The sequence below is a fragment of the Micromonospora sp. NPDC000663 genome (assembly GCF_042898105.1).
Taxonomy (GTDB): Bacteria; Actinomycetota; Actinomycetes; order Mycobacteriales; family Micromonosporaceae; genus Micromonospora.
The window spans coordinates 33,200-56,445 of record NZ_JBIAYR010000006.1; the positions used below are offsets into that span (position 1 = coordinate 33,200).

General features: G+C 72.5%; 25 protein-coding genes. 12 read left to right on the forward strand and 13 right to left on the reverse strand.

All coding sequences use genetic code 11. From position 1 onward, the window contains the following. The first annotated feature begins 25 nt into the window (after window positions 1-25). Window positions 26-1,609, forward strand: coding sequence for a histidine kinase N-terminal domain-containing protein (locus ACFY1S_RS20715; protein WP_387120384.1), 1,584 nt, complete (start codon window positions 26-28; stop codon window positions 1,607-1,609). A gap of 108 nt (window positions 1,610-1,717) precedes the next feature. Here ACFY1S_RS20715 and ACFY1S_RS20720 read toward each other — a convergent pair whose 3' ends face one another. Further along, window positions 1,718-3,247, reverse strand: coding sequence for a glycosyltransferase family 39 protein (locus tag ACFY1S_RS20720; protein ID WP_387120387.1), 1,530 nt, complete (start codon window positions 3,245-3,247; stop codon window positions 1,718-1,720). A 36-nt stretch (window positions 3,248-3,283) separates the two neighbouring features. Continuing rightward, window positions 3,284-4,309 (reverse strand): aldo/keto reductase family protein, encoded by a 1,026-nt coding sequence (locus ACFY1S_RS20725; RefSeq protein WP_387120390.1) that lies wholly within the window; start codon window positions 4,307-4,309, stop codon window positions 3,284-3,286. Between the two features lie 63 nt (window positions 4,310-4,372). On the opposite strand from ACFY1S_RS20725, the gene ACFY1S_RS20730 reads away from it, so the two are divergent. From ACFY1S_RS20730 to ACFY1S_RS20750, 5 genes are all read left to right on the forward strand, one after another. Continuing rightward, window positions 4,373-5,284: a helix-turn-helix domain-containing protein gene (locus tag ACFY1S_RS20730; protein WP_387120393.1), complete on the forward strand. Its 912-nt coding sequence runs from the start codon at window positions 4,373-4,375 to the stop codon at window positions 5,282-5,284. A 291-nt stretch (window positions 5,285-5,575) separates the two neighbouring features. After that, window positions 5,576-7,288, forward strand: a complete 1,713-nt coding sequence (locus ACFY1S_RS20735) for a nitrite/sulfite reductase (RefSeq protein WP_387120396.1) — start codon at window positions 5,576-5,578, stop codon at window positions 7,286-7,288. Then, window positions 7,285-7,446 carry a hypothetical protein gene (locus tag ACFY1S_RS20740; protein ID WP_167517323.1) on the forward strand — a complete coding sequence of 54 codons (162 nt, stop codon included), beginning with the start codon at window positions 7,285-7,287 and terminating at the stop codon, window positions 7,444-7,446. Before ACFY1S_RS20735 ends, ACFY1S_RS20740 begins: the two co-directional genes overlap by 4 nt. Beyond that, on the forward strand, window positions 7,443-8,204 hold the full coding sequence (locus ACFY1S_RS20745) for a phosphoadenylyl-sulfate reductase (RefSeq protein ID WP_364374162.1): 762 nt from the start codon (window positions 7,443-7,445) through the stop codon (window positions 8,202-8,204). The genes ACFY1S_RS20740 and ACFY1S_RS20745 overlap by 4 nt, the downstream gene beginning before the upstream one ends. Continuing rightward, a complete protein-coding gene (locus ACFY1S_RS20750) occupies window positions 8,186-8,995 on the forward strand; it encodes a sirohydrochlorin chelatase (RefSeq protein WP_387120401.1) in 810 nt (269 codons plus the stop codon). Before ACFY1S_RS20745 ends, ACFY1S_RS20750 begins: the two co-directional genes overlap by 19 nt. Window positions 8,996-9,083: 88 nt before the next feature. On the opposite strand, the gene ACFY1S_RS20755 is transcribed toward ACFY1S_RS20750, so the two are convergent. Then, entirely contained in the window at window positions 9,084-9,341 is a 258-nt protein-coding gene (locus ACFY1S_RS20755; RefSeq protein ID WP_007072794.1) for a WhiB family transcriptional regulator, read from the reverse strand. A 447-nt stretch (window positions 9,342-9,788) separates the two neighbouring features. After that, window positions 9,789-10,739, reverse strand: coding sequence for a diacylglycerol/lipid kinase family protein (locus ACFY1S_RS20760; protein WP_387120404.1), 951 nt, complete (start codon window positions 10,737-10,739; stop codon window positions 9,789-9,791). Between the two features lie 43 nt (window positions 10,740-10,782). Here ACFY1S_RS20760 and ACFY1S_RS20765 point away from each other — a divergent pair, with 43 nt between their 5' ends. After that, complete coding sequence (locus ACFY1S_RS20765) at window positions 10,783-11,172, forward strand: hypothetical protein (RefSeq protein ID WP_387120407.1); 390 nt, start codon at window positions 10,783-10,785, stop codon at window positions 11,170-11,172. A gap of 13 nt (window positions 11,173-11,185) precedes the next feature. Here ACFY1S_RS20765 and ACFY1S_RS20770 read toward each other — a convergent pair whose 3' ends face one another. From ACFY1S_RS20770 to sodN, 3 genes are all read right to left on the reverse strand, one after another. After that, entirely contained in the window at window positions 11,186-11,593 is a 408-nt protein-coding gene (locus ACFY1S_RS20770) for an ATP-binding protein (protein ID WP_364374152.1), read from the reverse strand. Between the two features lie 32 nt (window positions 11,594-11,625). Then, entirely contained in the window at window positions 11,626-12,081 is a 456-nt protein-coding gene (locus ACFY1S_RS20775; protein ID WP_387121079.1) for a GNAT family N-acetyltransferase, read from the reverse strand. A 62-nt stretch (window positions 12,082-12,143) separates the two neighbouring features. Next, window positions 12,144-12,548: a superoxide dismutase, Ni gene (gene sodN / locus ACFY1S_RS20780; protein ID WP_387120410.1), complete on the reverse strand. Its 405-nt coding sequence runs from the start codon at window positions 12,546-12,548 to the stop codon at window positions 12,144-12,146. 84 nt (window positions 12,549-12,632) lie between these two features. Between sodN and ACFY1S_RS20785 the strand changes: the two genes are divergently transcribed. From ACFY1S_RS20785 to ACFY1S_RS20795, 3 genes are all read left to right on the forward strand, one after another. Next, entirely contained in the window at window positions 12,633-12,983 is a 351-nt protein-coding gene (locus ACFY1S_RS20785; RefSeq protein WP_387120413.1) for a S24/S26 family peptidase, read from the forward strand. 143 nt (window positions 12,984-13,126) lie between these two features. Continuing rightward, complete coding sequence (locus tag ACFY1S_RS20790) at window positions 13,127-14,305, forward strand: NADP-dependent malic enzyme (RefSeq protein WP_364374140.1); 1,179 nt, start codon at window positions 13,127-13,129, stop codon at window positions 14,303-14,305. Between the two features lie 31 nt (window positions 14,306-14,336). Further along, window positions 14,337-15,299 (forward strand): zinc-binding dehydrogenase, encoded by a 963-nt coding sequence (locus tag ACFY1S_RS20795; RefSeq protein WP_387120416.1) that lies wholly within the window; start codon window positions 14,337-14,339, stop codon window positions 15,297-15,299. Between the two features lie 121 nt (window positions 15,300-15,420). Here the strand turns inward: ACFY1S_RS20795 and ACFY1S_RS20800 are convergent, their stop codons facing one another. Together ACFY1S_RS20800 and ACFY1S_RS20805 are read right to left on the reverse strand one after the other, a co-directional pair. Further along, a complete protein-coding gene (locus tag ACFY1S_RS20800; RefSeq protein WP_387120419.1) occupies window positions 15,421-16,389 on the reverse strand; it encodes an alpha/beta hydrolase family protein in 969 nt (322 codons plus the stop codon). Between the two features lie 97 nt (window positions 16,390-16,486). Further along, on the reverse strand, window positions 16,487-17,536 hold the full coding sequence (locus tag ACFY1S_RS20805) for an aldo/keto reductase (protein ID WP_387120422.1): 1,050 nt from the start codon (window positions 17,534-17,536) through the stop codon (window positions 16,487-16,489). 88 nt (window positions 17,537-17,624) lie between these two features. Between ACFY1S_RS20805 and ACFY1S_RS20810 the strand changes: the two genes are divergently transcribed. Next, entirely contained in the window at window positions 17,625-18,086 is a 462-nt protein-coding gene (locus ACFY1S_RS20810; RefSeq protein ID WP_387120425.1) for a MerR family transcriptional regulator, read from the forward strand. On the opposite strand, the gene ACFY1S_RS20815 is transcribed toward ACFY1S_RS20810, so the two are convergent. Continuing rightward, window positions 17,968-18,513 carry a nucleotidyltransferase domain-containing protein gene (locus ACFY1S_RS20815; RefSeq protein ID WP_387120428.1) on the reverse strand — a complete coding sequence of 182 codons (546 nt, stop codon included), beginning with the start codon at window positions 18,511-18,513 and terminating at the stop codon, window positions 17,968-17,970. The genes ACFY1S_RS20810 and ACFY1S_RS20815 overlap by 119 nt on opposite strands. A gap of 27 nt (window positions 18,514-18,540) precedes the next feature. After that, window positions 18,541-19,437, reverse strand: coding sequence for an alpha/beta hydrolase family protein (locus ACFY1S_RS20820; protein WP_387120431.1), 897 nt, complete (start codon window positions 19,435-19,437; stop codon window positions 18,541-18,543). 156 nt (window positions 19,438-19,593) lie between these two features. Between ACFY1S_RS20820 and ACFY1S_RS20825 the strand changes: the two genes are divergently transcribed. Continuing rightward, window positions 19,594-19,767 carry a hypothetical protein gene (locus ACFY1S_RS20825; RefSeq protein ID WP_364374125.1) on the forward strand — a complete coding sequence of 58 codons (174 nt, stop codon included), beginning with the start codon at window positions 19,594-19,596 and terminating at the stop codon, window positions 19,765-19,767. 1 nt (window position 19,768) lies between these two features. Here ACFY1S_RS20825 and ACFY1S_RS20830 read toward each other — a convergent pair whose 3' ends face one another. Next, window positions 19,769-20,884 carry an acetate/propionate family kinase gene (locus ACFY1S_RS20830; RefSeq protein WP_387120434.1) on the reverse strand — a complete coding sequence of 372 codons (1,116 nt, stop codon included), beginning with the start codon at window positions 20,882-20,884 and terminating at the stop codon, window positions 19,769-19,771. After that, the gene (gene pta, locus ACFY1S_RS20835; protein WP_387120437.1) at window positions 20,881-22,950 is read right to left on the reverse strand and encodes a phosphate acetyltransferase; all 2,070 of its coding nucleotides are present in this window, start codon (window positions 22,948-22,950) and stop codon (window positions 20,881-20,883) included. The genes ACFY1S_RS20830 and pta overlap by 4 nt, the downstream gene beginning before the upstream one ends. Between the last annotated feature and the right edge of the window lie 296 nt (window positions 22,951-23,246).

Below are 23,246 nucleotides of genomic sequence, written 5' to 3' on the forward strand. Positions count from 1 at the left end.
GGCGTGGCGTGGCACGCTGGTCCCCGTGTCCACGCTGCGCGACCTCGCCGAGGAGCACACCCGTCTCCGTCCGGCCGACATCGACCACCTGCACCGGATCGCCGGCGACTGGCAGCTGCTGTCCGACCTGTCCTTCGCCGACCTGCTGCTCTGGGTGCCGGTCGACGCGGACGGCACATTCCTCTGCGTCGCGCAGGTCCGCCCGACGACCGCCCCCACCGCGTACCAGGACGACCAGGTGGGGCGGATCGTCGGCGGACCGGAGGTGGCGCACCTGGGGGTGGCGTACTCGCAGGCCCGGATCTGGCGCGAGGGCGACCCGGTCTGGTACGGCGACGTGCCGGCCCGGCACGAGGCGATCCCGGTCCGGCTGCGGACCGCCGAGGGTGAGGCCGGCGAGGTGATCGCCGTGGTGGGGCGGGACACCAACCTCTCCACCGCGCGTACCCCCAGCCAGCTGGAGCTGAACTACCTGACCACCGCCGACGACCTGGCCCAGATGATCGCGGACGGCACCTTCCCGCCGCCCCGGCACCCGGGCGAGACCACCTCCGCGCCCCGGGTGGGTGACGGCCTGGTCCGGCTCGACGCCGGCGGCAAGGTCACCTACGCGAGCCCGAACGCGCAGTCCGCGTACCGCCGCCTGGGCCACGCCTCCCACCTGGTGGGGGAGGACCTGGCCGCGCTTCACCGGCGGCTGGCCGGTGATCCGCTGGACGGCACCGAGGCGGCGAACGGCATCCTGGCCGCGCTCCGCGGGGAGGCGCCACCCCGGCGGGAGATCGACGCGCGCGGGGCCACGATGCTCACCCGGGCGCTGCCGCTGATGCCCGCCGGGGTGCCGATCGGCGCGCTGGTGCTGGTCCGGGACATCACCGAGGTCCGTCGCCGGGACCGGGCGCTGATCACGAAGGACGCCACCATCCGGGAGATCCACCACCGGGTGAAGAACAACCTCCAGACGGTGGCCGCGCTGCTGCGGTTGCAGGCCCGCCGGGTGTCCATGCCGGAGGCCCGCGTCGCGTTGGAGGAGTCGGTACGACGGGTCGCCTCGATCGCCCTGGTGCACGAGACGCTCTCCATGTCCAGTGACGAGGCTGTCGAGTTCGACGGCATCGTCGACCGGGTGGCGAGCGCGGCCACCGAGGTCGCGGCGACCGAGGTGAGCGTGGGCATGCGCCGGCGGGGCAGCTTCGGTGTGCTGCCGGCGGAGATCGCCACCTCGCTGGTGATGGTCCTCAACGAGTTGCTGCTCAACGCCGTCGAGCACGGCTTCCCACCCTCGGACGAGGCGGAGGAGCCCTCCGGGCCCGCCACGGACGTGGTGCCTGCCGCCGTCCCCGAGGTCGACCCGTCGGTGCGGCCGGAGGTGGTCGTCTCGGCGCACCGGTTCCGCAAGATGTTGCACGTCTCGGTGGCCGACAACGGGCGTGGGCTGCCACCGGACTTCGACGCCGAGAGCGGCAGCCGGCTCGGCCTTCAGATCGTCCGGGCGCTGGTCACCGGGGAGCTGCGCGGCACCATCGAACTGCGCGCGGGCGCCAACGGGGGCACCGAGGCGGTGCTCGTCGTTCCGCTGGCCCGCAACGCCCACGACGGCCGCGCGTAACCTGACCCGCCGCCTGGTGGCCGCCGCCGGAGCCGCCCGTTCCGACCGCCTGGCTGACGGCCTCGGTCCGGCGTGCCGGGCTGCGGGCCGCCGTCAGGCTGCGCCGGGTCAGCGGCCGGGGCGGCTGCTCAGCAGGGCCACGGTGAGGCCCTGGCGCTGCCAGACCCGCGCGACGGTGAAGTCCTCGCGCAGCGCGTCCCCTTTGGCGCCGGAGACGGTGGCCAGCGGCTCGGCGTGCCGGCCGGCGACGACCAGCCACACCCGTGCCGTGCCGGCCAGGCACTGCGCAGGCTGGGGGCACTCCGCGGCCCACAGGTCACCCCGGCGCACATCGTCCTCGGTGACCAGCACGTCGCGCGGCGGATCACCCAGGTGGTACTCGATGCCCAGGTCGAGGAAGAGCCAGCTGTGCCTGGGGGAGTACACCACCGCGTCCCCCGGCCGCTGCCCCTCGGCGATGACCCGCGCCGCGCCCGCGTAGTCCACCGGCGCGCTGCGCGGCCACTCGTGGGTCCGCCGTAGCGCGGCCTGGTCGGGAAGGCCGAGCAGGCCGGCCAGGACCACCACGGCCAGCGCGGCCGGCGCGGCCACCGCGTCCAGTGCCGCGCCGGCCAGCAGGCAGGCGAAGGGCACCACGAAGACCAGGTAGCGGGGCACCCACAGGGGTACGACCGCACCCGCGGCGAAGAGCAGCAGCACCGGCAGCAGCACCGCGCTCAGCGGCAGCAGGGCGCGCCGCCCGAGCCGGGCCACACCGAGCGCGGCGACGCCGACCAGCAGGCCGCCCACCACACCGCTCTGGGCCACGCCCCCGGGCAGCGCGCTCAGATCGTCCAGCCGGGCCAGGTGGACCCAGTTCAGCTGCCGGGACTGCTGGGTCCGGGCCTTGACCAGCAGCGGACCGGCCACCAGCGCGACCGGTACCACGGCAACCACCCACCACCACAACCGCCGATCCCGTCCGGCGGCGGGACGGTCCCGATTGGCGGCGGGCTGGTCCCGGGTGGCGACGCCCGCCCCGGCCGGGCCGCACCACCAGGCGACCAGGACGACAAGCGCGTGCGCGGCGAGCAGCGTCAGCGCGATCAGGTGGATCAGACCGAGCGCGGTGACGGCGGCTGCATAGCCGGCCCAGCGGGGCCAGCTCGGCCGGCGCAGCGCGGTCACCAGCAGCAGCGTGGCGAGCACCGCGAGCATGGTGGCCAGCGCGTACGGGCGGGCCTCCTGCCCGTAGCGGGAGGTGCCGGGGAGCACCGCGAAGAGCAACCCCGCGAAGAGGCCGGCCCGCCTGTCGGCGAGCGCCGCGCCGAGCACGGCGAGCAGCCCGGCGGCCACGGTCATCGCCAACACCGCGGGCACCCGCAGGGCGATCGTGGAATCGCCGGCGAACCTCGTCCAGCCGGTCATGAGCAGGTAGTACGGGCCGGTGGCGGCGTCGATGGTGCCGGCCAACCGGGCCAGGTCGCCGGGCGAGCGGGTGGCCGCGCTCCACGTGGCCAGCTCGTCGCGCCACAGCTGGGCGGACCCGAGCCCGGTCGACGTCACCACCAGGGTGAGCAGCGCGGGGGGGAGCCAGACCGGCGTGCGGCGCAGGTTATTCCGCGCCGCCCCGGCCGACCTCTCGGACAATTGCCCCACGGTCCGAGCCTGCCACGGCCACGTCCTCCGTGGGCGTCAGCCAGCGGCAGGCGGTGGGCGCCAGGCGGGCATCACGTCGTTCGGTCGGGCGGTCTTAGCCGCATCACGCTCGACGAGTTCGTCGAGGACGGCGTCGACCCGGGCCATCAACTCGTCGTCGAGCCGTACCGTGGCGGCCTCGGCCGTCTCGGCGAGTTGTTCGGGCCGGGACGCGCCGACGATCGCGCCCGCCACGGTCGGCTGGCGCAGCACCCACGCCACCGCCAACTGGGCCATCGTGCAGCCGGCGGCCTCGGCGATCGGTCGGAGCCGGCGTACCCGGGAGAGCAGCAGATCCGAGGAGTAGCGGGCGATGAACGAGCCACCGAAGCCGTCCGCCGCGCGGGAGCCGGCCGGCGGACGTCGACCGGGTTCGTACCTACCGCTCAGCACGCCCATCGCCAGCGGCGCCCAGGCGAGCTGGCCCAGGCCCAGGTCGGCGCAGGCGGGCGACACCTCGGCCTCCACCACCCGCCACAGCATCGAGTACTGCGGCTGGTTGGCGATGAACGGGATGCGTAGCTCGGCGGCGAGTCGCTGACCCGCGCGCAGCTGGACGGCGGTCCATTCGGAGACACCGACGTAGAGAACCTTGCCCTGACGGACCAGGTCGGCGAAGGCGAGCATCGTCTCCTCCAGCGGCACGCTGTCGTCGTACCGGTGCGCCTGATAGAGGTCGATGTAGTCGGTGCCCAGCCGGTTCAGTGAGGCGTGGCAGCCCTCGATGATGTGCTTGCGGGACAGCCCGGCGTCGTTGGCGCCCGGCCCGACCGGCAGGCACACCTTGGTGCACAATTCGATGGAGCTCCGTCGGACGCCGCTCAGCGCCTTGCCCAGTGCCTCTTCGGCCCGACCCTGCGCGTACCTGTCGGCGGTGTCGAAGGTGGTGATGCCCGCGTCCAGGGCGGCGGCCACGCACGCGGCCGCCGCGTCGTCGTCGAGCTGGTTGCCGTGGGTCACCCAGTTGCCGTACGCGACCGCGCTGACGCGCAGGCCCGACCGGCCCAGTTGCCTGTACTCCATGCGCCGATCTTCGGGTGGGCCCAGCGCTGTCGCCGAACCCTTCGAGCGTGGTCGAATCCGTGGGTGATCGAGGTCCGGTTCTCGCCCGACGACCTGAGCCGCGTCCGGTTCGTGCACTCGCCGCTGGCTGAGCTGGTGGCAAGTAGCTGGGCGTTACGTAAGCCGATGAAGTACTGGATGCACCGTCCATGGCTGGAGCGCGCCGAGCGACTGTTGCAGGGCGCCGGGCTGGAGCCGTTGCTGGCGGTGCTCCGATCGTCAAACGGGTACGTGCCGGACTTCCTCACCCCGATCGGGGTGGCCCCCAATCTGGCTGCCGAGCTGCGGGCTGTCGCCCACACCGATCCGTCCCGGGTGCGCCGGCAACTGGACCGGGCCGGTGCGCCCCGACTCGCCCCGGACGAGTTGGTCGCGCAACTTCGCCGGTACTTCACCCTGCTGATCGCACCGGACTGGCCACGGCTGCGGGCGGTAGCTCTGGCCGACATTCGGCGGCGCACGCTCCTCGCGGCGGACCAGGGTGGGCGCACACTGCTGCGCGAGCTGCACCCGTCGATTCGGTGGGACGGTGCGGCGCTGCGCGTCGCCGTCGGCACCAGCCGGCCCACGGGACAGGACGGACGCCCGTGGACTCTGCTACCGACCTCGTTCTCCGGCCCGACCGTACACGCGATCATGGAGGGTGACGCCGGGCCCGCCCTCTGCTATCCGCCGATCGGGCTGGGCGGGCTGTGGGCCTCGCCGCCCCCCGACGCCGCATTGGGCGCCTTGCTCGGCGGGACGCGGGCGGCGGCGCTCACGCTGCTCGACACGCCGCTGAGCACCGGGGAGCTGGCCGCGATACTGGGGCTCGCGCCGGCGACTGCTTCCCACCACCTCACCACCCTCCGGGACAATGGCCTGATTGCCGGTGTTCGGCATGGGCGGGTGGTGCGTTATGCCCGAACTGTCCTCGGTGACCAGCTGGTCGGCTAGGCCTGGCCCGTGATGTGGGATCCAGCACGCGGACATTGGCCGGCCCCCATGGGGTGTGGCAGCATGACCACATGACCGCCGCTGTCGTCCGCCGCTTCGTGGCACGTCGCCACGTCGATTACGGCCGCGTGCGTAGCGCGATCTGTCCGGCCTACTGACGACGCCCGACCAATCCGTCTCGGGCGCGCTCCGCGCCGGCTGTCTGAAGACACCGTTGTCCCGCCCGCTTCGCCGGGCCGGCCGCCGCGCCCCGCGTACCCCGAGGCACAGCAGACAACGGAGGACGCCGCGATGGCGGTCAGCAGCATCCCGGCCCGTTCCGGAGATTCGACGGCACGCCCGGCCCGGGCGCCGCGCAAGCCTCGGGGTGAGGGTCAGTGGGCGCTCGGCCACCGCGAGCCGCTCAATCCCAACGAGCGGATCAAGAAGGACGACGACCCGCTCAACGTCCGGGCGCGGATCGAGACCATCTACGCGCACCGCGGTTTCGCCTCCATCGATCCGCAGGACCTGCGCGGCCGGTTCCGCTGGTGGGGCCTCTACACCCAGCGCAAGGCCGGCATCGACGGCGGGCGTACGGCGGTGCTGGAGCCGCACGAGCTGGAGGACGAGTTCTTCATGCTCCGCGTCCGCATCGACGGCGGGCAGCTCAGCCTGGCCCAGCTGCGGGTGATCGCGGACATCTCCCGGGAGTTCGCCAGGGACACCGCCGACATCACCGACCGGCAGAACATCCAGTACCACTGGATCCGGGTCGAGGACATGCCGGAGATCTGGCGTCGACTGGAGTCGGTGGGCCTTCAGACGACCGAGGCGTGCGGCGACTGCCCGCGGATCGTGCTCGGCAGTCCGGTCGCCGGGGTGGCCCGCGACGAGGTGCTCGACCCGACGCCGGCGATCGACGAGATCGTCGCCAGGTACGTCGGTGACAAGCAGTTCTCCAACCTGCCCCGCAAGTTCAAGACGTCGATCTCCTGGCTGGTGGACACCCCGTACGAGTCGAACGACATCGCCCTGCTCGGTGTCGAGCATCCCGAGCACGGCCCCGGCTTCGACGTCTGGGTCGGCGGCGGCCTGTCCACCAACCCGATGCTCGCCCAGCGGCTCGGTGTCTGGGTGCCGCTGGCCGAGGTGCCGGACGTGTGGGCCGGGGTGGTCGGGATCTTCCGCGACTACGGCTACCGCCGGCTGCGCAACAGGGCGCGGTTGAAGTTCCTGGTGGCCGACTGGGGCGTGGAGCGTTTCCGCGAGGTCCTGGAGAAGGAGTACCTGGGTCGGACGCTGCTCGACGGGCCGCCGGCGGAGCTACCGGCGAAGCCGATCGACCACGTGGGCGTGCACGAGCAGGCCGACGGGCGGTACTACGTGGGCGCCGCGCCGGTGGTCGGACGGGTCTCGGGCGGGCAGCTCGCCCAGCTCGCCGACGTGGTCGAGGCGCACGGCAGTGACCGGGTGCGGCTGACCCCGTACCAGAAGCTGCTGGTCCTCGACGTGCCGTCGGAGCGGACGGAGTCGCTCGTCGACGCGCTGCGCGGGATCGGCCTGGAGGCCCGGCCGTCGGCCTGGCGGCGCGGCACCATGGCGTGCACCGGGATCGAGTACTGCAAGCTCGCCATCGTCGAGACGAAGGCCCGCGGCGAGGAGCTGGTGGCCCGGCTGGAGCAGCGGCTGCGCGACTTCGACGCGGACATCTCGATCCACATCAACGGCTGCCCGAACGCCTGCGCGCGCACGCAGGTGGCCGACATCGGGCTCAAGGGCCAGCTGGTGGTCGGCCCCGACGGCCGACAGGTGGAGGGCTTCCAGGTGCACCTCGGCGGCGGCCTGGGCATGGCGCAGGGGCAGACGGCCGGTTTCGGCCGCAAGCTGCGCGGCCTGAAGACCACCGCCGACGAGCTTCCGGAGTACGTGGAACGACTGGCCCGCCGCTACCTGGCCGGTCGGAGCGAGGGCGAGACGTTCGCCAACTGGGTGATCAGAGTCGACGAGGAGGAACTGCGGTGAGCAGCGAGAACCGAGCGGCACCTCTGTACTGCCCCTACTGCGGCGAGGAGGACCTGCGGCCGCACGAGGCGGGGCACGGCGCCTGGGAGTGCCACGCCTGCGCCCGGGTCTTCTCGGTGAAGTTCACCGGGCTGCTGTCGCGGGCGGTGACCCGATGAGCCTGGTCTCCGCCGCGGGCCTGGGCCTGGTGGGTCCGGGCGGCCCGACGCCCGCCGACCCGTCCCGGCGCGGCCCGGACGAGCTGCGCACGCTGGCCGAGGAGGCCGCCCGGGACCTGGAGGGCGCTCCGGCGCTGGAGATCGCCAGGTGGGCGGCGCAGACGTTCGGCGACCGGTTCTGCGTGACCAGCTCGATGGCCGACGCGGTGCTGGCGCACCTGGTGTCCCGGGTGGCCCCGGGGGTCGACGTGGTCTTCCTCGACACCGGCCTGCACTTCCCCGAGACGCTGCGGGTGCGCGACGAGGTGGCGCGGACGCTCCCGGTGAACGTCAGGTCGATCCGGCCGCGACTCACCGTGGGGCAGCAGGACGGCCAGTACGGTCCGCGCCTGTTCAACAAGTCGCCTGACGACTGCTGCCAGTTGCGCAAGGTGGAGCCGTTGGAGCGGGCGCTGTCCGGGTACGACGCGTGGGCCGCCGGCCTGCGTCGGGACGAGTCGCCGACCCGCGCCAACACGCCCGTGGTGACCTTCGACGCCCGTCGCGGCAAGGTCAAGGTCAACCCGATCGCCGCGTGGTCGCAGGCGGACGTGGACGGCTACATCGCCAGGTGGAACGTGCCTGTCAACGAGCTGTTCAAGCAGGGGTACGGCTCGATCGGCTGCTGGCCGTGCACCAGGCGGACGAAGGCGGGCGAGGACCCGCGGGCGGGCCGGTGGGCCATGTTCGAGAAGACCGAGTGCGGACTGCACGTCTGACCTCCCCGGTGTCGCCCCCGACCGGCCTCGACGCGGCAGGCGGGGCGGACCCGGTGGTGCTTGTGGCGCACGGCAGCCGTGATCCGCGGGCGGCCGATGCCACCCGGGCGTTGGCCCGGGCGGTGTCGGCGGCCCGCCCCGGCGTCGACGTGTGGCCGAGTTGGCTGGACCATACCGAGCCTGGGCCGACCGAGGTGCTGCGTGCGCTGGCGGTGGCCGGTCACCGGCGGGCGGTGCTGGTGCCGCTGCTGCTGACCGCCGCGTACCACAGTCGGGTGGACATCCCGGCGGCCGTCGCCGAGGCGACCCGGTCCGGGCCACCGCTGGCGGTGCGGGTCACCGGCGTGCTCGGCCCGGCGGACGGGTCGGTAGACGCGGCACTGCTGGCCGGGCTGCGGCGTCGCCTCGGTGAGGTGTGCCCGGGTCGTTTCGACGCGCTGGTGCTGGCGGCCGCGGGCACCAGGGACGCGCGGGCGCGTGGCTCGGTGGGTCGGGTGGCGGACGCGCTTGGCGTCGAGCTCGGGGTGCCCTGTCGCGTGTCGTACGCCTCGGCGGCTCCGCCGGGGGCCGGTGTGGCGGTGTCCCGGTTGCGGGCGGCGGGTGCCCGGCGGGTGGCGGTGGCCGGGTACTTCCTGGCGCCGGGCCTGTTCTACGACGCGGTGGCCGAGTCGGCTCGGGCGGCTGGTGCGGTGGCGGTGTCCGCGCCGTTGACGGACGCGCCGGAGGTGGTTGATCTGGTGCTGCGCCGGGTCGACGACCGGTCCGGGCGGGTCGTGGCGCCGGCCGGGTGATTCCGGGCCGTCACCGCCGCACCCGTCTGCGGACAGCGGAACGCCCCGGCGGGCGGACCCACCGGGGCGTGCAGCTGTGTCGTTGGGATCAGGCGGAGTGAGCGCGCAGCACCCGGAGGCCGCCGCGCCGCTTGACAGCGCGCCGCTCCTCCTCGCTCATCCCGCCCCAGACGCCGGCGTCCTGACCCGACTCGAGCGCCCACTGCAGGCACTGGTCGGTCACGGAGCAGCGCCTGCAGACGGCCTTGGCCTGCTCGACCTGCAGGAGAGCCGGTCCGGACGTCCCGATAGGGAAGAACAGCTCCGGGTCCTCGTCGCGGCAGACAGCATGGTGACGCCAGTCCATGGCGGCAACACTCCTCATTCTGGATGGGTGGCAATTATTGCTTGTCGTGCTTTTCCTATATGCATCAGCAATGCCGACGGTGACAGTTCGCGTCCGTCCATTCGGCAGTGCGTGAGCAGGCAGTTAGCTCCGGGGACCTGCTGGAACAGCTCAACCTGACGAGCATATCCAGGCAATGTCCCGGTAACTCAAGTTCGCTTGTGAATACTTTCACGAACATTGCCGATGTCAAGGGTGACGCTCGGAAAAACTCCGGGCGGTGAGCAAGCCCACAACCCATTTGTCCGGGTTTCGGTGCGTTCCCGGTTACCCGCCGTGCCACAGCCGAGGATCAATATAGTACAGTCCGCGTGACATTGCTGACATTTCCGGCACCTGCCTCTCGGTGTGGCGGTGCCGGCGCCGATGCGGTGTGGCGCCGCGTCGACCTAGGGCAGTACCCGAGACCTAGCAGATTACTCTCAGTGCGGCGGGAACGGATGTGAATCTGACTTTCTCCCGCTCGCCGAGATAGTCGCCGTCCAGCTGGAACGCCTGCGGACGCGCGGAGAGCAGGGTGAACTCCGCCGTGTCATGGAGTCGTAACACCTGACGACCTCGAGGATCGGGGCGCCGGGACAGGAACTGCGTCACTGTCCGTGTTGTGCTAGCCACCCGCAGCTGACGCAACGCCAGCACGTCGAGCCCGAGGTCGAACGACGCCTCCGGGTTCGGGTTCACCTCCCGGTCGCCCAGGTAGGTCCACGGCGCCGTGTTCTGGATGATGACGGTGCCCAGCTCGCCCTCCGGCGCCTCGCCCGGGCGCTCCAGTGTGATCGCCGGGTGCCGCCGATCCGAGGCGAGGAAGTACTGGTTCATGATCGAGCGCAGGTAGAGCGACGGAGTCGACACCCGACCCTTGCGCCGGGCCTGCTCGACCCGGTGGATGACCGCGGCGTCCAGGCCGAACCCGGCGCAGAACGTGAAGTAGCGGTCGTCCGCCAGGCCCAGCCCGACCGTCCGGTGCCGGCCCAGGCGCAGCCCTTCGAGGATCATGCTGGTCGCCTCCGGCCAGTCCCGGGGCAGGCCCACGGCGCGCGCGAAGACGTTCGTCGAACCGCCAGGGACTGTCGCCAGCGCGGGAAGTCGATCCGCCTTCGTGGCGCCTGCGGCGCCGGCCGGCGGCTCGGCCGCCATCAGGCCGTTCACCACCTCGTTCACCGTGCCGTCGCCACCCAGGGTGACAACGAGGTCGACCCCCTCCACGGCGGCCTCCCGGGCCAGCGCCATGGCGTGCCCGCGACGGCGGGTGTAGCGCACGCTCAGATCGACTTCACTACGCAGCGCCCGGACGAGCACGTCCCGGCTGCGTTCGCTGGTGGTGGTGGCCTTCGGATTGACCACCAGGACGGCCCGCATGGGCGGCACTGTACCTCCCGGTAGCCCAGGTATCGTGGCGCGCGTGACCATCGACTCGGCCCCGATTCCCGTCACGCTCCGCTGGGCGGTCCGGCTCCTGTGGGCGGAAGCGGTCGTCGTCGGGCTGATCGCCGTCTGGCTGATCTGGGCGGACCTCACGGCCACCACCACCGACCTGCTGTCGGCGGTGCTGGTGACGGTGTTCGCCGTCGGGGCGGCCGTCGTGCTCTGGGCCCTGGGCCGTGCGTTGCTGCGCCGCCGAGCCGGTGCGCGCGCCCCCGCCATCGTGCTCCAGCTGATGCTGCTGCCGATCGGCTGGTTCATGATCCAGGGCGGGCTGGGGTGGCTGGGCGTGCCGCTGATGGCACTCGGCCTGGGCGTGGCGTGGCTGCTGGTGAGCCCTCCGACGACCCGGGCTCTCGGCTTCGAGTGACCGGACCTGCCGGTCAGTAGCCGCCCGAGCGGCGGGTCAGCAGCGAGATCGTGGCCCGGCCGTCGGCGGCCGTGGCGGACGCCGACGTGGTCAGCGCGGTGAGCACCTTCCAGGCGAAGGACGACTCGGCGGGCAGGGTGGCGCCCCGCACGGTCGGCACCGTCACCTCGACCGTCAGCGCGTCCTCGGTGACGGCGAAGCGGCACTCCAGCTCGGCGTCACGGGTGGCGATGGCGAGCAGCATCGCGCACGCCTCGTCGACCGCGATCCGCAGATCCTCGATCTCGTCGAGCGCGAACTGCAACCGGGCCGCGAGGCCGGCGGTAGCGGTACGGAGCACGCCTAGGTAACCGCCGTCGGCGGGCACCGTGAGGTGCACCACATCGTCGTCGGTCGTTGGCTGGCCGGTCAGTTGAGTCACGCCTCATCCCCCCGGTCGGGGACTCTACCCGGTCAGTCGCCGGAACGCGTGTTGGCGGCCGTCGCCTGACCGGCCAACTCGCGTAGCGCGTCACCACTGAGCCGGTAGGGCACCCACTCGCTCATCTGCTGCGCCCCGATGGAGGCGTAGAACCCGGCTGCCGGATTCCAGTCGATCATCCACCACTCCAGTCGCCGGTAGTCGCGTCGTACGCAGATGTCGGCCAGGGTGGCGAGCAGCAGCCGACCAGCGCCGGTGCCCCTGGCCGCCGGTCGGACGTAGAGATCCTCCAGGTAGACGCCGTGCACGCCGGCCCAGGTGGAGAAGTTGAGGAACCACAGCGCGAAGCCGATCGGCTCGTCGCGCTCGTCGACCGCGACGTGGCCGAACAGCGCCGGAGCGGTCGAGAACAGGGCCGAGGTCAGCTGGTCGGTGGTGAGGTGGCACTCGTCCGGAGCGCGTTCGTACTCCGCCAACTCGTGCACCATGGCGACGACGGCCGGCACGTCCTCGGGACGTACCGGCCGGATCGTCGGGATGACCGGAGTGGTCACGCCTTCTTGGTCTCCCAGAAGATCTTCGCGATCTCGTCGATCTTCGCGAGCAGCTGGTCGGCGGTGGCCGGGTCGAGGCTGCCCTTGACGCCACCGGCGCCGGCGAGCTTGGTGGCCTCGTTGAACAGGGTGTGCAGGTTCGGGTACTTCTCGAAGTGGGGCGCCTTGAAGTAGTCGGTCCAGAGCACCCACAGGTGGTGCTTGACCAGCTGGGCGCGCTGCTCCTTGATGATGATCGCGCGGGTGCGGAACTCCGGGTCGGTGTTCGCCTGGTACTTCTCGCAGATCATTTTGACCGACTCGGCCTCGATCCGGGCCTGAGCCGGGTCGTAGACGCCGCACGGCAGGTCGCAGTGAGCGCTCGCGGTGACGCGGGGCGCAAGGATGCGGGGAAGTCGCATCGGGATCCTCCATGGGAAGTTTGCGATGATCAAAGGCGACATTACTCCTGAGAGTGCTCCCCGGACGGGGTGGAGGTGAAACCAGTGGACGCCGACCACCCGACGGAGGCGTCGCTCCTGCGCGGTCCGCTGACGGCCGTGTCGGTGACCGGCCCGTCCATGGCGCCGACGTTGCGGCACGGCGACGCGCTGCTGGTCCGTACGGGTGGACGCCCGATCCGGCCCGGTGACGTGGTGGTCGCCGTGTTCCGGACGCGTCCGGAGTTGCTGGTGGTGAAGCGGGCGGTCCGGCCGCAGGACGGCGGGTGGTGGCTGCGCGGGGACAACGACCTGGTCACCGACGACTCCCGGGCGTACGGGGTGGCCGACGTGCGGGGCAGGGTGGTGGCGCGCTACTGGCCGCGCCCCGGACGGGTGCCCCGCCCACCGTTATGACCCTGCTCACATCCGAGCGGAGGTGACGACACTATGCTCGGAAAGTGCCCGGGTGACCCCCCGCACCGCGTGCCACCGCTCGCCGCCCACCTCGCGGCGAGGCCGGCCGCCCCGTCTGCTCGACAGATCCTGGAGTCACCGCCATGTCTTCGTCCATCGTGGACCCCGCTGATCCCGTCTTCCAGCTGCACGTCGGCGGCAAGATGGCCGTCGCCTCGACGGTGCCGCTGACCAGCCGGGAGGACCTCTCCCTGGCGTACACCCCCGGGGTTGCCCGGGTGTGTGAGGCGATTGCCGCCGACCCCGACCTGGCCGACGACTACACCTGGGCGGCGCACGCCGTCGCGGTGGTCACCGACGGTTCGGCGGTGCTCGGGCTCGGCAACATCGGCCCGCGGGCCGCGCTGCCGGTGATGGAGGGCAAGGCGGTGCTGTTCAAGCAGTTCGCCGGCGTGGACGCGGTGCCGGTCTGCCTGGACACGCAGGACGTGGACGAGATCGTCGCGGTGGTGCGGGCGCTGGCCCCCTCGTTCGGCGGGATCAACCTGGAGGACATCAGCGCGCCGCGCTGCTTCGAGGTGGAGCGCCGGCTGGACGAGGCGCTCGACATCCCGGTCTTCCACGACGACCAGCACGGCACCGCAATCGTGGTGCTGGCCGCGCTGCGCAACGCCGCCGCCCTGCTCAACCGCAAGCTCGGTGACCTGCGGGTCACGGTGAGCGGCGCGGGCGCGGCAGGGGTGGCGGTGACGAAGATGCTGGTCGCCGGGGGCGTCAACCCCGACCAGGTGGTGGTCTGCGACTCGCGGGGGATCATCGGGCGGCACCGGGCCGAGCTGACCGGCACCAAGGCGGAGCTGGCGGCCACCACGAACGCCGACGGCCGCGAGGGCGACATCACCGAGGCGTTGCGCGGCGCGGACGTGCTGATCGGCGTCTCCGGCGGGCAGATCCCGGAGACCGCGGTCGCCGGGATGGCGCCCGGCGGGATCGTGTTCGCGCTGGCCAACCCGACCCCTGAGGTGCACCCCGAGGTGGCCGCCCGGCACGTCGCGGTGGTCGCCACCGGGCGCAGCGACTACCCCAACCAGATCAACAACGTGCTGGCGTTTCCCGGCGTGTTCAGGGGTGCGTTGGACGCCCGTGCCACCCGGATCACCGAGGGGATGAAGGTCGCCGCGGCGGACGCCATCGCCGGTGTGGTTGCCGAGTCGCTGACCGCCGAGGCGATCGTCCCGTCGCCGCTCGACCCGCGTGTCGCCCCGGCCGTCGCCGAGGCGGTCGCCGAGGCCGCCCGCCGCGACGGAGTCGCCCGGCGGTAGGCCCTTCTTAACGAGCGCTCAGCTTGTTACCGTGCCGATCATGCGTGCTGCCTTCGCCTCCCGCCTCGACGACTCCGACCCGCTGTCCGCGTTGACTGTGGGTGAGCGGCCCGAGCCGACCCTCCCGGAAGACGACTGGGTGACGGTGCAGGTCCGGGCCAGCTCGCTCAACCACCACGACCTGTGGTCACTGCGCGGGGTGGGGCTGACCGAGGCGCAGCTGCCGATGATCCTCGGCTGCGACGCGGTCGCCGTGGACCCCGAGGGCAACGAGGTGGTCGTCTACCCGGTGGTGGTCACCCCGGGTGACCCGCGCGGGGTGTCCATCCTCTCCGAGCACTTCGCCGGGACGCTCGCCGAGCGGGTGGCCGTACCCCGGTCGAACCTGGTCCCGTTGCCCGACGGCCTGGCGGCGACCGACGCGGCGTGCCTGCCCACGGCCTGGCTCACCGCGTGGCGGATGCTGACCACCAAGGGCCGAGCCGAGGACGCCGACAGCGTGCTCGTGCAGGGCGCGGGCGGCGGCGTCGCCACCGCGGCCGTCGCGCTCGCCGTCGCCATGGGCAAGCGGGTGTACGCGACGAGCCGCGACGCCGCCAAGCGGGAACGGATCGCCGCGCTCGGCGCCACAGCCGTGGAACCCGGTGCCCGGCTGCCGGAACGGGTCGACGTGGTGATCGAGACGGTCGGCGCGGCGACCTTCGACCACTCGCTGAAGTCGGCCGCGCCGATGGCCCGGATCGTGGTGTCCGGCGCGACCGCCGGTCACGAGCCGACAGTCAACCTGCGTCGGGTGTTCGCGATGCAGCTGGAGATCCTGGGCACCTCGATGGGCACCCCGGGCGAGCTGTACGAGCTGCTGGCGTTCTGCGCGGACAACGCGGTACGCCCCGTCGTCGACAGCGTGGTCCCGTTCAGCCAGGTCGAGAAGGCCTTCGCCCGCCTGCACTCCGGCGACACCTTCGGCAAGGTCGTCATCGACCACACCGCCTGACGAGCCGCCCCACCACACAGTCCCGCCGATCTTGCACTTTCGGTCGGTGATTTGCCGACGACATCCCTTGTGTCGCGACCGTAAGTGCAAGATCGCGTAGGGCAGAGGGGCGCGGGCGCCCTCAGAGGTGGTTGTCGAAGGTGGCGATGTCGCCGCGCGTCGCGTCGGTGGAGATGCGCTCCTTCGCCGCCGCGTCGCCGTACAGCGACCAGCGGAGGAACTCCACAGTCGTGTCCGAGACGACCCGCAGCGTCGCGCCGTCGCCGAGCAGCGCCCGCCCGTGGTCGCCCTTCGGCAGGCTCAGCATCGCCTTGGGCCAGGGCACCTTGTCGTAGGCGGCCTTGCCGGCCGCGTACTCGACCACCTCGTCCAGCTCGCCGTGCACGAAGAGCTGCGGGGCGGCCGCGCCGGCGAACGCGGTGCCCACGCCGAGCGCCGTGCCAGCGAACACCACGCCCGCGTCCAGCCGTTCGTCCCGGCCGGCGGTGAACAGGCCGATGGTGGTCACGCCACCAGCCGAGTGCCCGGCGGCTGCCACCCGTTCGGCGTCCAGCCTGCCGCGCAGCGCGTCGCCGGCCCTGCCGTCGAGCGCCAGCACCTGCGTCAGCGCGTACGACACGTCTGCCGGTTGGTTGAGCACGTCAAGGATGTCGTTGTCGCCGCCCCCGGAGGTCTTCGGGAACGTCGGCGCGGCCACCACGAACCCCGCAGCCGCCCAGCGGGTCAGCAGCGTCGCGTAGTCGTCCGGCCGCCCGCCCAGGCCGTGACTGAACATCACCACCGGGAACCGGCCCTCGGCCGCCGCCGCCGACCGCTTCGCGGCGCCACCGGCCTGCCCGGTCGCCGGATACCAGAGCGTCGTCGGCAGCGCACGGCCGTCCCGGTTCAGCTTCAGCTGGCGTACGCCTACCGCGAAGGCGCGCTGCGGAGCCTTTCCGGCGGGGACCTGCGGCGTCGGCGTGGCGGCGGCCTTCGGCTCGGCGGGTGGTGCCTGCCCGCTCTCACTCGGGCGGGTGTCCGCTGAGCAGCCGACCAGACCGGCCAGCAGCACGGTGCTGGCCATCAGTGCGGGGGTGACGCGATGCGACATGAATCCAATTGTGCCCTGCCCGGCGGACCCGCCCCGCGGGCTTCGACGCGCTGTGCCCACCCGGTCACGCGCCGCTGCGTCCCCGCTTCAGATGCCCTCAGGCCGCGGCACGGTCGGCGAGAGGGCGTCGCCGCAGTGCCGTGTCGGTCAGGGCACGCTGCCGGAAGGCGGCGTTCGGGTTGTACCGGTTGGTGCCGGGCGGCACTATCTCGTCGATCCGGTCGAGGGTCGCGTCGTCCAGGGTGAGCGCGGCACCCTTGAGCAGGTCCTCCAGTTGCGCCATGGTGCGCGGTCCGATGATCGCCGAGGTGACGGCCGGATGGGCCACCGTGAAGGCGATGGCGAGCTGTGGAAGCGTGCAGCCGATGCTGGCCGCGAGGTCGACGAGCTGCTCGACGGCGTCGAGCTTGGCGGCGTTCTCGGCGATCGTGGGATCGAACTGCGCCGGCCGCAGAGCGGCACGCCCCGTCGACAGGTCGACGGGCTGGTCCCGGCGGTACTTCCCGCTGAGAAACCCGAAGGCGAGCGGGCTCCAGACCAGCACCCCCATGCCGTAGCGCTGGCAGACCGGCAGGGTCGAGGCCTCGACGCCGCGGGCCAGGATCGAGTACGGCGGCTGCTCGGTGCGCAGGCGTCCGAGGGCGCGGCGTTCGGAGACCTGGTGCGCCTCGACGATCTCCTCGGCGGGGAACGTCGAACAGCCGAAGGCGCGGATCTTGCCCTCGCGGACGAGGTCGGTGAGCACCGAGAGGGTTTCCTCGATGTCGGTCGAGGGGTCGGGACGGTGCACCTGGTAGAGGTCGATCCAGTCGGTGTCCAACCGCCGGAGGCTCCCCTCGACCGCCTTGAGGATCCACCGCCGCGAGTTGCCACCGTGGTTGGGGCCCTCGCCCATCGGGAAGTGCACCTTGGTGGCGAGCACGACATCGTCGCGGCGCCCGCGCAACGCCTTGCCCACGATCTGCTCGGACTCGCCCCCGCCGTACATGTCGGCGGTGTCGACGGCGTTGATGCCCTGGTCGAGGGCGGCGTGGACGATGCGTACGCAGTCGTCGTGGTCGGGGTTGCCGACGGCACCGAACATCATGGTCCCGAGGCAGTGGGTGCTCACCTCGATGCCGGTGCCGCCGAGGGTGCGATAGCGCATGCCGATTCTCCTGGGTGTTCGGTGGTGATCACCTGGCACCGTAGGAGCTAGAGTCGGCTCTAGGTCAACCCCCGCTACCCTGCTCGGCATGGCTGAGGTCACCGCGGGTCTGAGCATCGGACAGGTCGCCGGACGCACCGGTCTGAGCGTGCACGCGCTGCGCTTCTACGAGCAGCAGGGTATCTTCGTCAGCCCCGTACGCCGTGGGCCTGCCGGGCGTCGCGTCTACAGCCAGGACGACGTCGACTGGCTGAACGTCTGCATCATCCTCCGCGCCTCCGGCATGCCGCTGCCGGCGCTCCGCCGCTACGCCGACCTCGTTCGCGAGGGCGCGGGCAACGAGGAGGAACGACTCGCGCTCCTGCGCGAGCACCACGGGCGCGTCACCGACCAGATGGGCCGGCTCGCCCAATGCCTGGACCTGATCACCTTCAAGGTCGGGGTGTACGAGGATCTGCTCGATCAGGTCCGGCGCGCAGCCGGGCCAGGTCTTCGGCGTCCTTCGGGCGGCGGGGACGTTCCGGCATCCAGACCGGGTACATCTGCTTGAACTCGATCTGGGCCGCCACCGAGATGGTCGGCGCGCTGAGCGGGCCGATCCGGCCGGGTGGGGCGGCCAGCATCCCCGCCGGCAGCGGAGTGCCGGCCCAGTGCCCGGCGCCCACCGTCGGTCGTCCGCCGACGTCGCGACCCAGGTACGCGACGCTGACCTCCACGCCGGCGGCGAACAGGTCGAGCTGCGACTCCACGGGTGTTCGCGGGTCGGGAAGCCAGCCCCGGGCCAGCAGCAGGTCGGCCAGCCGGTCCGCGTCGTCGCGCCAGCAGTACCAGTCGACGTCGACGTGCGGGCGGGTCACCGTGCCGAGCTGGAAGTCCATCGCCCAGCCGCCGCGCAGCCACACCGGGATGCCGGCCGCCCCGGCCACCTCGACCATCTCGGCGATGCTCGCCAACTGCCGGCGCGCAAGCTCGTCCACCGAAAGACCGTACCGGTGTCGGCGGGGTCAGTGGGCCGGGCGGGACTCGTAACTGGTCAGGGCGGGGGAGTGGGCGTCGGCGGGGAGGCGGGCACCGGCGGCCCGGTCGCCGTAGAGGGTCCAGCGCAGGAAGTCGGTGGTGGTGGCGAGGACCTGGGCGAAGCCCGGGTGGCCCGGTGTGAGGTACGCGCCGTGGTCCTGACCGAGCAGGCTGAGGAACGCGGCAGGCCCGGGGGTACGCGCGTACGCGGCTCGGCCGACGGTCACCGGCACCACGGAGTCGGCCGTGCCGTGCACGAAGAGCACAGGCGCGGCCGGTCCGGCGAAGCTGCCGGGCAGCCCGCCCCCGGCGATGACGATTCCGGACCGCAACCGCGCCTGATGCCCCTCGGAGAACATGCCGGAGCTGGTGAAGCCACCCGCCGAGTGCCCGGCGGCGGCGATCGACGTGAGGTCGAGATGCCCGGCGAGCGGGTCGCCGCGCTCGGCGTCGAGGCGGCCCAGGTGCCTGATCAGCCGCCAGGCGTCGGCGGGCTGGTTGCGTACGTCGGCGCGGGTGAAGTGCGCGGCGCCCCGGCGGGTGTGCGGGTACGCGGGTGCGGCCACCACGAAACCGGCTGCCACCCAGCGGGTGGTCAGGCCGGAGTGCAGCTCGGGCAGACTGCCCAGCCCGTGGCTGTAGACCACCACCGGGAACCGCCCGGCCGCGACCCCGTCGGCCGAGGCCGGATACCAGATCGTCACCGGCAGGGGGCGCGCCGAGCGTGGATCGAGGGTGAGCGTACGCACGCCGACGGCGTACGACCCCTCGGGCGCCCGGCGTGACGACACCGGTCCGGTGGACCCGCCGGCCACGGCGCTCGCCGGTGCGCAACCGGCCAGCAGCAACGTCACCAGTGCGGCCGTGAGCCGCCCCGCCCCCATCGTTCCACGGTAGGTGCCCGGGCCGGCTCGGCGACCCCACCGTCCGGACCGGCTGTGCCCGCCACCCGGCCGGGTGGCCTCCGCCGCCCGGGTCGACCCGCCGGGGTGACGTGGGCGGGGGCGGTACGGCGCCACCGGCTTCGCTAGGGTCACCGCATGCCTGAGAACTACACCGACCCCAGCGGCAACACCGAGGCGTTCCGCGCCTTCTCCCAGACGCCGGAGGCGGCCGGCCCGGCGGACGCGCCGTCCCGCCTGCCGCTCATCGTCGGTGCGGCGGTGGTCGTCGTGCTGCTGGTGGCCCTCGTCGCCTGGCTGGCGATGGGCTGAGTCAGCCCGCCCCCACCACGTCCCGGGTCTGCCGGGCGATCTCCCGTTCCTCGTCGGTGCGGATGACGCAGACGCTCACCTCGGCTCCGTCGGGTGAGATCAGCCTGTCGCCCTCGCCGTCGTTGCGAGCCTCGTCGACGGTGATGCCGAACCGGTGCAGGCCGGCAAGCGCGGCTGCCCGCACCGGCGCCGCGTGCTCGCCGACCCCGGCGGTGAAGGCGATCGCGTCGACCCGGCCGAGCAGCGCGTAGTACGCCCCGACGTACTCGGTGATCCGCCGGCAGTACACGTCGAAGGCCAACGCCGCCGCGCGGTCCCCGGCGGCCCGGCGCTGGAGCACCTCGCGCATGTCGTTGACGCCGGTCAGGCCGAGCAGGCCGCTGCGGTGGTTGAGCAGGTCGTCGATGTCGTCGACCGACAGCCCACCCTCCCGGCGCAGGTGGAAGATCACCGTGGGGTCGATGTCGCCGCTGCGGGTGCCCATCACCAGCCCTTCGAGGGGGGACATGCCCATCGAGGTGGCGACGCTGCGTCCGTTGGACACCGCGCAGGCGCTGGCGCCGTTGCCCAGGTGCAGGGTGATGATGTTGAGCGTGTCGTACGGGCGGCCCAGCAGGTCGGCCGCACGGCGGGACACGTACGCGTGCGAGGTGCCGTGGAAGCCGTACCGGCGGATGCCGTACCGCTCGGCGGTGTCCCTGTCGATCGCGTAGGTCGCGGCGGCGTCCGGCAGGGTGTGGTGGAACGCGGTGTCGAAGACGGCGACCTGCGGCACGTCCGGCAGGGCCGCGCGGGTCACCTCGATGCCCGCCAGGTTGACCGGGTTGTGCAGCGGAGCCAGCGAGATCAGGTCCCGGATCGCGGTCAGCACCGCGTCGTCGATCAGCACCGGTTCGGTGAACTTCCGGCCGCCGTGCACCACCCGGTGCCCGACCGCCGTCAGTCCGGTCAGGTCCAGCCCGTCCAGGATCCGCCGGACGGCGTCGGAGTGGTCCGTCGGGCCGCCGTCGGGTTCACCGATGCGTTCGACGGTGCCCTGGTCGAGCACCCGGTCACCGTCGTAGTGGCGCCACTTCACCGACGACGAACCGCAGTTGAGCACCAGCACCCGGCTCACGAGGCCTCCTCGGTGGCTGCCTGGATGGCGGTGATCGCCACCGTGTTCACGATGTCCGGCACTGTCGCGCCCCGGGACAGGTCGTTCACCGGCCGCCGCAGACCCTGCATGACCGGGCCGACGGCGACCGCCCCGGCCGAGCGCTGCACCGCCTTGTACGTGTTGTTGCCCGTGTTCAGGTCCGGGAAGATGAAGACCGTGGCGTGCCCGGCGACGGGGCTGTCGGGCAGCTTCGTTGCCGCCACCGCCGGGTCGATCGCCGCGTCGTACTGGATGGGCCCCTCGACGAGCAGGTCGGGTCGGCGTTCCCGGACCAGCGCGGTGGCCTTGGCGACCTTCTCCACGTCGGCGCCCGCGCCGGAGCTGCCCGTCGAGTACGACAGCATGGCCACCCGGGGTTCGATGCCGAACCGGGCGGCGGTGTCGGCCGACGAGATCGCGATGTCGGCGAGCTGGGCGGCGTCCGGGTCGCGGTTGACGGCGCAGTCGCCGTAGACCAGCACCCGGTCGGCGAGCAGCATGAAGAAGACGCTCGACGCCACCGAGACGTCAGGCACGGTACGGATGATCTCGAACGCCGGGCGGATGGTCGCGGCGGTGGTGTGCGTCGCGCCTGAGACCATGCCGTCGGCCCGCCCGGTGGCCACCATGAGCGTGCCGAAGTAGTTGGGCTGGGCCACGATGTCGTGCGCCAGCTCGGCGGTGACGCCCCGGTGGGCGCGCAGCCGCGCGTACTCGGCGGCGAAGTCGTCCCGCCATTCGCTGGTGACCGGGTCGACGATTGTGGCGTCGCCGAGGTCGATGCCCAGCTCCCGGGTACGCCTGGCGATGTCGTCCAGCCGGCCGAGCAGGGTCAGGTCGGCGACGCCCCGGCGCAGCAGGATCTCCGCCGCCCGCAGGATCCGTTCGTCGGAGCCCTCCGGCAGCACCAGGTGCCGGGGCTTCGAGCGGGCGCGGTCGATCAGGTCGTTCTCGAACATCAGCGGGGTGACCCGCTCGGAGCGGCTGACCCGCAGCCGGCGGGCCAGGTCGTCGGTGTCCACGCAGCGTTCGAAGGCACCGAGCGCGGCCTCGACCTTGCGCGGGTTGGCCGCGCTGGGTCGTCCCTCGATCCGGCTCGACGCCTCCACCGTGTCGTAGCTGTCGCTGCGCACCGAGAGCACGGCGACACCGGTGTTGAGCAGCTGCACCAGGCGCATCGCCCGGGGGTCCGGGTGTTCGCCGAGGGTGAGCACCACGCCGGCAAGTGAGACCTGTCCGGCGACGTGCGCGGCGCTTGCCGCGACCAGCAGATCGGCGCGGTCACCTGGGGTGATGACCAGCGCCCCCTCGGTCAGGTGGTCGAGCAGGATGGGCACGTGCGCCGCACCGACGACGTAGTCGAGCACGTCCCGGCCGAGCGCGGCGTCGTCGCCGGCGAGCAGGGTGGCGTCGAGCGCCGCCGCCACCTCGGCCACCGTCGGCGCCGAGACCGTCGGGACCTCGGGGATCCCGTACGCGGGGACCGGCAGCTCCGGCAGCGTCATCGGACCTGTCACCCGGTTGGCGATCACCGCGAGCACCGTCGCGCCCAGGTCCGCCAGATCGTGGTACGCCCCACGCGCCGTCGCCGCGATCGCCTCCGGCTGCTGCCCGAAGCCGTCCACCACCGGGACCACCACGCTGCCGAACTCCGTGGCGAGCCGGGCGTTGAAGGCCAGTTCCCGAGGGCCGGCGCCGTCTCCGCCGTCGGCGAAGTCGCTGCCGACCACGACCACGGCCGGGCAGCGCCGCTCGACCGCCCGATAACGCTCGACGATCCGGGAGATCAGCTCCTCCCGGCGTCCCTCGGCGACCATTGCCGCCGCCTCGGCGTACGTCGCGCCGGTCAGCTCGGCCTCGGGCAGGTCGATCCGGTAGCGGTCGTGCAGCAGGGCGAGGATCGGGTCGGGACCGGCGCCGGAGACCAGCGGTCGGAACGCGCCGATCCGTTCGACCTGCCGGGAGAGGAGTTCCGCGAGGCCGAGGGCGATTGTCGACTTGCCGCCGCCGGACCCCACGCTGGTCAGATAGACGCTGCGGGCCACGCACCCACCCTAGAAGATCACCGCCGGGCCCGTCCGGGGTCCAATGGCCCTGTGACGTGTGCCCTCCGCCCGCCGCCCGTCGGGCGTGAGCGGTCCACGACTACGAAAACGTGCCGCCTTCGCCTCGCCAGGCTACCGGGGCGGATGGTCGAGGTGGCCCGGTCGATGGGTGACGCCCGCCCGTTGCCGGGTCGCGGCCACGATCCGGTCGGTCGACGGCGACGGACCTTCCCGACCCGGCGCTCACCGGAGGATCCGGCGATTGTTCTGGGTGGTCTCCGCCCTGACGGGCGGCC

Bases quoted from the DNA above. Each gene is read 5' to 3' on its own strand.
- ACFY1S_RS20725 (WP_387120390.1), bottom strand. From the start codon at position 4,309: ATGGAGTACAGGCAACTGGGCCGGTCGGGCCTGCGCGTCAGCGCGGTC.
- ACFY1S_RS20735 (WP_387120396.1), top strand. From the start codon at position 5,576: ATGGCGGTCAGCAGCATCCCGGCCCGTTCCGGAGATTCGACGGCACGC.
- ACFY1S_RS20745 (WP_364374162.1), top strand. From the start codon at position 7,443: ATGAGCCTGGTCTCCGCCGCGGGCCTGGGCCTGGTGGGTCCGGGCGGC.
- ACFY1S_RS20755 (WP_007072794.1), bottom strand. From the start codon at position 9,341: ATGGACTGGCGTCACCATGCTGTCTGCCGCGACGAGGACCCGGAGCTG.
- ACFY1S_RS20760 (WP_387120404.1), bottom strand. From the start codon at position 10,739: ATGCGGGCCGTCCTGGTGGTCAATCCGAAGGCCACCACCACCAGCGAA.
- ACFY1S_RS20775 (WP_387121079.1), bottom strand. From the start codon at position 12,081: ATGGTGCACGAGTTGGCGGAGTACGAACGCGCTCCGGACGAGTGCCAC.
- sodN (WP_387120410.1), bottom strand. From the start codon at position 12,548: ATGCGACTTCCCCGCATCCTTGCGCCCCGCGTCACCGCGAGCGCTCAC.
- ACFY1S_RS20790 (WP_364374140.1), top strand. From the start codon at position 13,127: ATGTCTTCGTCCATCGTGGACCCCGCTGATCCCGTCTTCCAGCTGCAC.
- ACFY1S_RS20800 (WP_387120419.1), bottom strand. From the start codon at position 16,389: ATGTCGCATCGCGTCACCCCCGCACTGATGGCCAGCACCGTGCTGCTG.
- ACFY1S_RS20805 (WP_387120422.1), bottom strand. From the start codon at position 17,536: ATGCGCTATCGCACCCTCGGCGGCACCGGCATCGAGGTGAGCACCCAC.
- ACFY1S_RS20810 (WP_387120425.1), top strand. From the start codon at position 17,625: ATGGCTGAGGTCACCGCGGGTCTGAGCATCGGACAGGTCGCCGGACGC.
- ACFY1S_RS20820 (WP_387120431.1), bottom strand. From the start codon at position 19,437: ATGGGGGCGGGGCGGCTCACGGCCGCACTGGTGACGTTGCTGCTGGCC.
- ACFY1S_RS20825 (WP_364374125.1), top strand. From the start codon at position 19,594: ATGCCTGAGAACTACACCGACCCCAGCGGCAACACCGAGGCGTTCCGC.